We start from the raw sequence: 6,601 nt of genomic DNA on the forward strand, positions 1-6,601 counted from the left end.
GGTCGGCGTCGGCGGCGATATCGGAGGCCGCGGCCGAGATGTCGGCGACCAGCGCCGCCGGGCTCGGATAGTCGATGTTGGCGGCCACGCCGTCGCCCGCCCCCGCGCCCAGCGTCACCGCGAGCCGCTGGTTGAGCCAGCGTTGCACGCCGTGCGCGCCGACCGCGACGACCTCGGCGGCGAAAGGGTCCGGCAGCGGGTGCGACAGCATCGCGGCGAGCGCGTCGGCCAGCGTGCGCGCCGACTCGGCCCGATGGATGTGCAGCACCTGCGCACCGCCTCTCTGTCCCTCGCGCGCGATCCGTTGTCGCGGTGATGCGGCGCGCCCGATCCTACAAACCCGGCCACCGCACCCGGCGGCACCGACCCGTCTCGGTGCGCCGCGCCCGGCGAACGCCGTGGGACGAGCCCTCCGCAACCGACCGGGCAACGCCCGTTACCCCCGGTTTGCCGCCCTTCGCAGCATCCCACCAAACATTCGGCAACACAATCGAATCCGGCCATCATGACCATTCGGCTATTGCGAACGCAATTCGCCACCGCGTGTCACCCGCACACCGGGTCCGTCGTGTGCCACAGTGCTCTGCGGGGAGGTTTTCGGGAGAAGCGGTATCGAAAGGCTGGTTCGATTCATGTCTGCGACGGTGGTCCCTCTCGTACCCAGATCCGGGTTCACGGTACGGCGATCGGGCGAGACGTGGGAACTGATCAACTCCCGGCACTACGGCCGCGGCGTGGTGCTGCACAGCTGGGCCCGCGACCGGCATTCCGAGGCCTTCGAGCACTGCTATCGGCTCAACGGCCGCAGCGTCGAGGAATTGCTCGCGGCATTCCGCTGACCTGCGCCGTTGCGCTCGACATGGCCGAAATGCGCTGGCCTGCAACGATCTCCGTGGAGCTACCACATCCGCAGGTCGAGCTCAAGACGTGCGTGATCGGCGGATTTGTGGCTATTGTGGCTCACCGTGCGTTATCCCCGGACCGCGTCCCGCGGCATTCGAACCACCCGCCTGGCCGCCGGTGCCTGCGTCGTCGCCGCCGCGCTGATCGCGGGCACCCCCGTACTGGATCCCGCTCCGGCCGCCGCCGTCCCGCTGCGTATGCAGGGCTGCCGCGACGGCTTCGACTGCGATATGAGCAGCCGGATCGCAGCGGTCGACAACTACCTGGCCTCCCGGCCCGGTGTCACCGGCTACGTGGTGCGCGACCGGGTCACCGGCGGCACCTATGCCAACGGCAGTGCCGACACGCTGTTCTGGACCGCCTCCACGATCAAGCTGGCCATCGCCGAGGATCTGCTCAACCGGGCACGCGTCGGCGCGATCACGCTGACGCCCGAGGACCGCACCCAGATGGAGTCCATGCTGGCGACCTCCAACGACGCCGCGGCGGACTTCCTGTGGAACAAGTACGCGGGCCCGGACCGGCAGGCGTTCAACAACGCCTTCCGGGCCAACGGGATGACCGGCCTGGTGCCGCGCCCGACCAACGGCAACGGACATCTGTTCCCGGACTGGGGTTTTCAGCAGTGCGCGCCGGCCGATCTGGACCGGCTGATGAACAACGTGCTCGACCACATGCACCCGGACGACCGCGGCTACCTGCTCGACCGGATGCGCAAGGTCGACACCAATCAGCACTGGGGCGTGTGGGGCGCGGGCGATGCCCTGCACCCGGGCCTGAAGAACGGCTGGTCCGACGAGAACGGCGGCTGGGTGGTCAACTCGGTCGGCTTCGCCGGGCCCGGTGAGCGCTACACCCTCGCGGTGATGAATTCCCTCGGCGACCAGGGCGGCTACACCGACGGCGAGGAGACCACCACGCATGTCGCGCAGCTGCTGTTCGCCGGACGGTGAGCAGGGCGGTCACCACCGCGACAGCGCGCTGATCGGCTGCCGCCGCGACAGCGCGCTGATCGGTTCCGACGCGGCAGCGCGCCGATCGGTTACAGCCGCGACAGCCGCATCGGCGCCCCGTCGCGCGGGAACGGGATGGTGTTGAAACCCCACGGCATCAGATAGTCGTCGGGGATGTGCCAGCGGTAGGCACGCACCATCGCCGCGATGACGACCTTCACCTCCAGAGTGCCGAAATGCATGCCGATGCATTTGTGCGCCCCCGCGCCGAACGGCATCCACGCCAGCCGGTGCGATTTGTCCTCGCGCCGGACCTCGGCGAACCGTTCCGGATCGAAACGTGCCGGCTGCGACCACAATTCGGGCAGCAGATGATTGACCCCGTAGGCGACGTCGACGTGGGTGCCGGCCGGAATGTAGTGACCGGCCACCTCGGTGTCGCGCACGGCGCGGCGCACCAGGCCCGGCACGGGCGGCACCAGCCGCAGGCTCTCCTTGATCACCAGGTCCAGATCGCGCAGGCGGTCCAGATCGGCGATCGTCGGCGGCGCACCGTCGAGCTCGTCGAACAACGCCTGCGCCTCGGCGCGCACTCGCTGCTGCCAGTCCGGGTGGCGGCCCAGGTAGTAGGCGACCGAGGTCGCGGTGGTGGTGGTCGTGTCGTGGGCGGCCATGATCAGGAAGATCATGTGGTTGACCACGTCGGCGTCGGAGAAGGTCGCCCCGTCCTCGGCGCGGGCGTGACACAGCGCGGAGAAGAAGTCCGCACCCTCTTCGCTGCGCTTCTGCGGCACCATCGCGGTGAAGTACTCCTCGAGCGTCTTGCGCCCGCGCAGGCCGGCGCGCCACGCACCGCCGGGCACCGGATAGCGCACCAGCGCCAGCGGCGCGTGGGTGCAATCGAGGAAGGCCTGTCCGAGCCGGTGGCGTTGCGGTCCGGCGTCGACCCCCATGAAGGTTTCGGTGGCGATCTCGAGGGTGAGATCTTTCACCGTCGGATACAGCCGCAGGGTGCGCGCACCGGCCGGGTTCCAGCGTTCGACCGCGGCCTGGACCACCGGGCTCAATTGCGCCAGATGCGATTCCAGCCGTTCGCGGGTGAACGCCTGCTGCATGATGCGCCGGTGGAACATGTGCTCGGAGAATTCCAGCAGCAGTAGTCCGCGGCGGAAGAACGAGCCGATCAGGAAGTCCCAGCCCTGCCCGAAATCGTTGCGGCGCTTGCCGAGTACCTCGTCGACGGCTTGCGGACCGGCGATCAGGACGCGGTCGACGCCGAAGGATTTGTTGTAGCTCACCGGGCCGTAGCGGCGGTATCGGTCGTACATCTCGGCGGGGCCCCAGCGCAGATACTGCAGCGAGCGGCCCAGTACCGGCAGTCCGGCGTCACCGCGCACGGCCGCCGCCGCGCTGGCTCGCGGCGGTGTCGCCAGCACCTGCTCCCGGGCCGGTAATCGGTGCAGCAGCCGGTCGATCGGATGACTGTCCGGAATTTCGATGAAGCCGATGTTCTCCCGTTCGGCTTCGGAGGGACGCGGGTCGACGCTGACCATGACTGATGCCTCCCGAACACAGCAGCCGCGCAACGCCGCCCGGCCGCAAGAAAAGTACACCTCGTACATTAGAGGTAGGATCGCGCTGTGACAAGGGACACAGAAATTCGGCGTCCGGGCCGGCCGCCCGGGCCGCCCCGGGATCCGGACCGCCGGCGCGCGGAAATCCTCGACGCGGCCGAGCGGGTGGTGGCCGGCTCCGGAGCTCGGATGACGATCGCGCAGGTCGCCGCCGAGGCCGGATACGCGCGCACCGCGGTATACGCGGTGTTCCCGGATCTGTCGGCGCTGATCGACGCCCTTGCCGAGCGGCATATGAACGCCATCATCGCCGCCGCCGACGATCTGCTGGCCCAGCCGCTGCCCGCCCGGCAACTACTGCGCGCGGTGGTGACCCTGATCTGCGATTTCGTCGACGCCAACCCCAATCTGCACCACGTCATGATGCAGCGGCTGGAGCGCGGCGACGCCGAGCACCGGCCGTTCTTCACCCGCGTATCCGACTGGGCGACATCGATTTTCGACATCATCCTGCGCCGCCTCGACGCCGACCCGGCGCTGGCGCGGATCTGGGCGACCGCCACCGTCGGCGCCATTCTGATGTCGGCCGAGGCCTGGATGCAGCAGCCGACGCGCTCGCGCGCGGAATTCGTCGACCAGCTCGCGGCCTTTCTGTGGCCGACCGTGGAGAGCATCGGCGGCGACCGCCTCGTCGGGCCGCTGACGGTCGCCGCGGAGCCGGTGCCGAAGTGATCGCATACCCGCCCTCCGGGGGCCGAAACTCGGGCTCGGGGTGCGGACGCGCCGACATTCGGTGCTCGTCGTGACTGCCTCCGGGCAGCCGACTACCGTTGAGCCTGTCGTAGACCGAACGTCCGGCGAGGAGCGCTGATGGGAACCGAAACTGTCGAGAACCGACGCCACCGCGTGGTGGTGATCGGATCCGGCTTCGGCGGCTTGTTCGCGTGCAAACATCTCGAGCACGACAACGTCGATGTCGTACTGATCTCCAAGACCTCCACGCACCTGTTCCAACCGCTGCTCTACCAGGTCGCCACCGGCATCCTGTCCACCGGCGAGATCGCTCCCGCCACCCGCATCGTGCTGCGTAAGCACCACAACACGCGGGTGATCCTGGGCGAGGTCCACGATATCGACCTGGTGAACAAGACCGTGACGTCGAAACTGCTCAACCAGGACACCGTCACCTCCTTCGACAGCCTGATCGTCGCGACCGGCGCTCAGCAGTCCTATTTCGGCAACGATCGGTTCGCCACCTACGCGCCGGGGATGAAGACCATCGACGACGCGCTGGAACTGCGCGCCCGCATCCTCGGCTCGTTCGAGGAGGCCGAACTGGCCAAGACCCAGGAGGAACGCGACCGCTTCCTGACGTTCGTCGTGGTCGGGGCGGGCCCCACCGGCGTCGAACTGGCCGGCCAGATCGCCGAACTCGCCGACCGCACCCTGGTCGGCACCTTCCGCAACATCGATCCGCGCGACGCCCGCGTGCTGCTGGTCGAAGGCGCCGGCGCGGTGCTCGCGCCGATGGGCCCCAAGCTCGGCGGCAAGGCCCAGCGCCGCCTCGAGAAAATGGGCGTGGAGATCCAGCTCAACGCGATGGTCACCGATGTCGACGCCCGCGGTGTGACCGTCAAGGACAAGGACGGCACCGAGCGGCGCATCGAATCGGCGTGCAAGGTGTGGTCGGCCGGCGTGCAGGCCAGCGAACTGGGCAAGATGCTGGCCGAACGGTCCAAGGGCACCGAAACCGACCGGGCCGGGCGGGTCGTGGTCGAACCGGATCTGACGATCAAGGGCTATCCGAACGTCTTCGTCGTCGGCGACCTGATGGCCGTGCCCGGTGTGCCCGGTCAGGCGCAGGGCGCCATTCAGGGCGCCACCTACGCCGCCAAGCAGATCAAGGCCGAGGTCGCCGGGAAGCAGACCCCCGATCAGCGCAAGCCGTTCAAGTACTTCAACAAGGGCAGTATGGCGACGGTCTCGCGGTTCAACGCCGTCTGCCAGATCGGCAAGCTGGAGTTCTCCGGCTTCTTCGCATGGCTCATCTGGCTGGTACTGCACCTGTACTACCTGATCGGCTACCGCAGCCGGACCGTCACGGTGTTCCAGTGGTTCGTCGCCTTCCTCGGCCGCAACCGCGGGCAGATGGCGGCCACCGAACAGTGGGTCTTCGCCCGGCTCGCGCTCGAGGCCATGAACGGCAACGAGACCGACGCCCGGGAGGTGGAGGCCGAGGTCGGCAACACGACGCCTCCCGCCGCACCGGGCGAACCGTCGGCGAAGTCGGCGGCCCCGACTCCGAACGGCGAAAAGGCCTCGGGCACAAGCGAATCCGCCGGTCCGAGCGAGTCCTCCGCCACGAGCGAGTCGACTGCCTCCGGCTCGTCGCAGCCGAAGGCGGGCTGACGACTCGGCCTGATCACCACAGCACTACCGAGGGCTGCAAGCCGATGCGCTTGCGGCCCTTGTGTATTCACGCCGGCCGCGGAGCACGCTCGACTGCCCTGCCCGAAGTCCGAGCCCGACGTCTCCGCTCACCCCGCTGCGGCGGCTCGACGGCGAAGGTTCGCGGGGGTTTCGGACAGCCGCGCACCCGTCCATGTCGAGAGCGAACCCCCGGCGGCCAGCGGCAGCACCGCGGCGGCCATACCGATGGTCGAGGCGGGGCTGTCGTCGGGGTAGCGCAGCTCGCTGGACAGCGCGCGGTGGGCCGACAGTAAATCGTCGGCCGCGGTGCCGGCACCGAGTTCGAGGCGATGGCGCAGCAACGGCAGGGCGGACGTGTCGGCGACGAGGTCGCCACGCCAGCGGCCGTGATCCTCGCCGGTGCGGCCGATCTGCACGCGTTCGCGGAGGCGGATCCGGGCATCGGCGGCCAGCCGAACGGTGGTGACCGCACGATGGTCGGCTCCCCCGGCGACGACCGTCGGTTCCGGATCGAAGTCCAGTTCACCGCCCGCGCCGATGTCGATGGTCCATGATGCCGTCGATATCGGAGTCGTGCGGCCGGGGAGCACGATCGTGGCGGCCACGGAGCGCACCGTCAGGCGTGCACCGGGCTCGACCACGATGTGGATGTCGAGTTGGTCCCCGCCGAGCGGTGTGGCCGCGGCACCGATCAGATGCAGCGTATCCGGCCCGGTCGAGCGGACCGCCAGCGCGCCGGTC

The 6,601-nt window shown here is 69.0% G+C and carries 7 protein-coding genes; 4 read left to right on the top strand and 3 right to left on the bottom strand.

What is annotated here, in order from left to right:
- The coding region (locus NN2_RS35220; protein WP_156511568.1) for an exodeoxyribonuclease V subunit gamma at positions 1-268 on the bottom strand (268 nt) is incomplete at its 3' end.
- Positions 269-632: 364 nt separating this feature from the next.
- Between NN2_RS35220 and NN2_RS35225 the strand changes: the two genes are divergently transcribed.
- Positions 633-839 (top strand): hypothetical protein, encoded by a 207-nt coding sequence (locus NN2_RS35225; protein ID WP_062965071.1) that lies wholly within the window; start codon positions 633-635, stop codon positions 837-839.
- Between the two features lie 126 nt (positions 840-965).
- Positions 966-1,856, top strand: coding sequence for a serine hydrolase (locus NN2_RS35230; protein ID WP_082857486.1), 891 nt, complete (start codon positions 966-968; stop codon positions 1,854-1,856).
- Between the two features lie 89 nt (positions 1,857-1,945).
- On the opposite strand, the gene NN2_RS35235 is transcribed toward NN2_RS35230, so the two are convergent.
- The gene (locus tag NN2_RS35235; protein ID WP_063019570.1) at positions 1,946-3,409 is read right to left on the bottom strand and encodes a cytochrome P450; all 1,464 of its coding nucleotides are present in this window, start codon (positions 3,407-3,409) and stop codon (positions 1,946-1,948) included.
- Positions 3,410-3,496: 87 nt separating this feature from the next.
- On the opposite strand from NN2_RS35235, the gene NN2_RS35240 reads away from it, so the two are divergent.
- Positions 3,497-4,162, top strand: a complete 666-nt coding sequence (locus NN2_RS35240; RefSeq protein ID WP_146098586.1) for a TetR/AcrR family transcriptional regulator — start codon at positions 3,497-3,499, stop codon at positions 4,160-4,162.
- A gap of 138 nt (positions 4,163-4,300) precedes the next feature.
- Positions 4,301-5,839, top strand: a complete 1,539-nt coding sequence (locus NN2_RS35245; protein WP_082857485.1) for an NAD(P)/FAD-dependent oxidoreductase — start codon at positions 4,301-4,303, stop codon at positions 5,837-5,839.
- Between the two features lie 128 nt (positions 5,840-5,967).
- Here the strand turns inward: NN2_RS35245 and NN2_RS35250 are convergent.
- Positions 5,968-6,601 (bottom strand): urease accessory protein UreD (locus NN2_RS35250; RefSeq protein WP_063019572.1); only part of this gene is annotated, 634 nt, incomplete at its 5' end.

This window comes from Nocardia nova NBRC 15556 (assembly GCF_001613005.1).
Lineage (GTDB): Bacteria > Actinomycetota > Actinomycetes > Mycobacteriales > Mycobacteriaceae > Nocardia > Nocardia nova.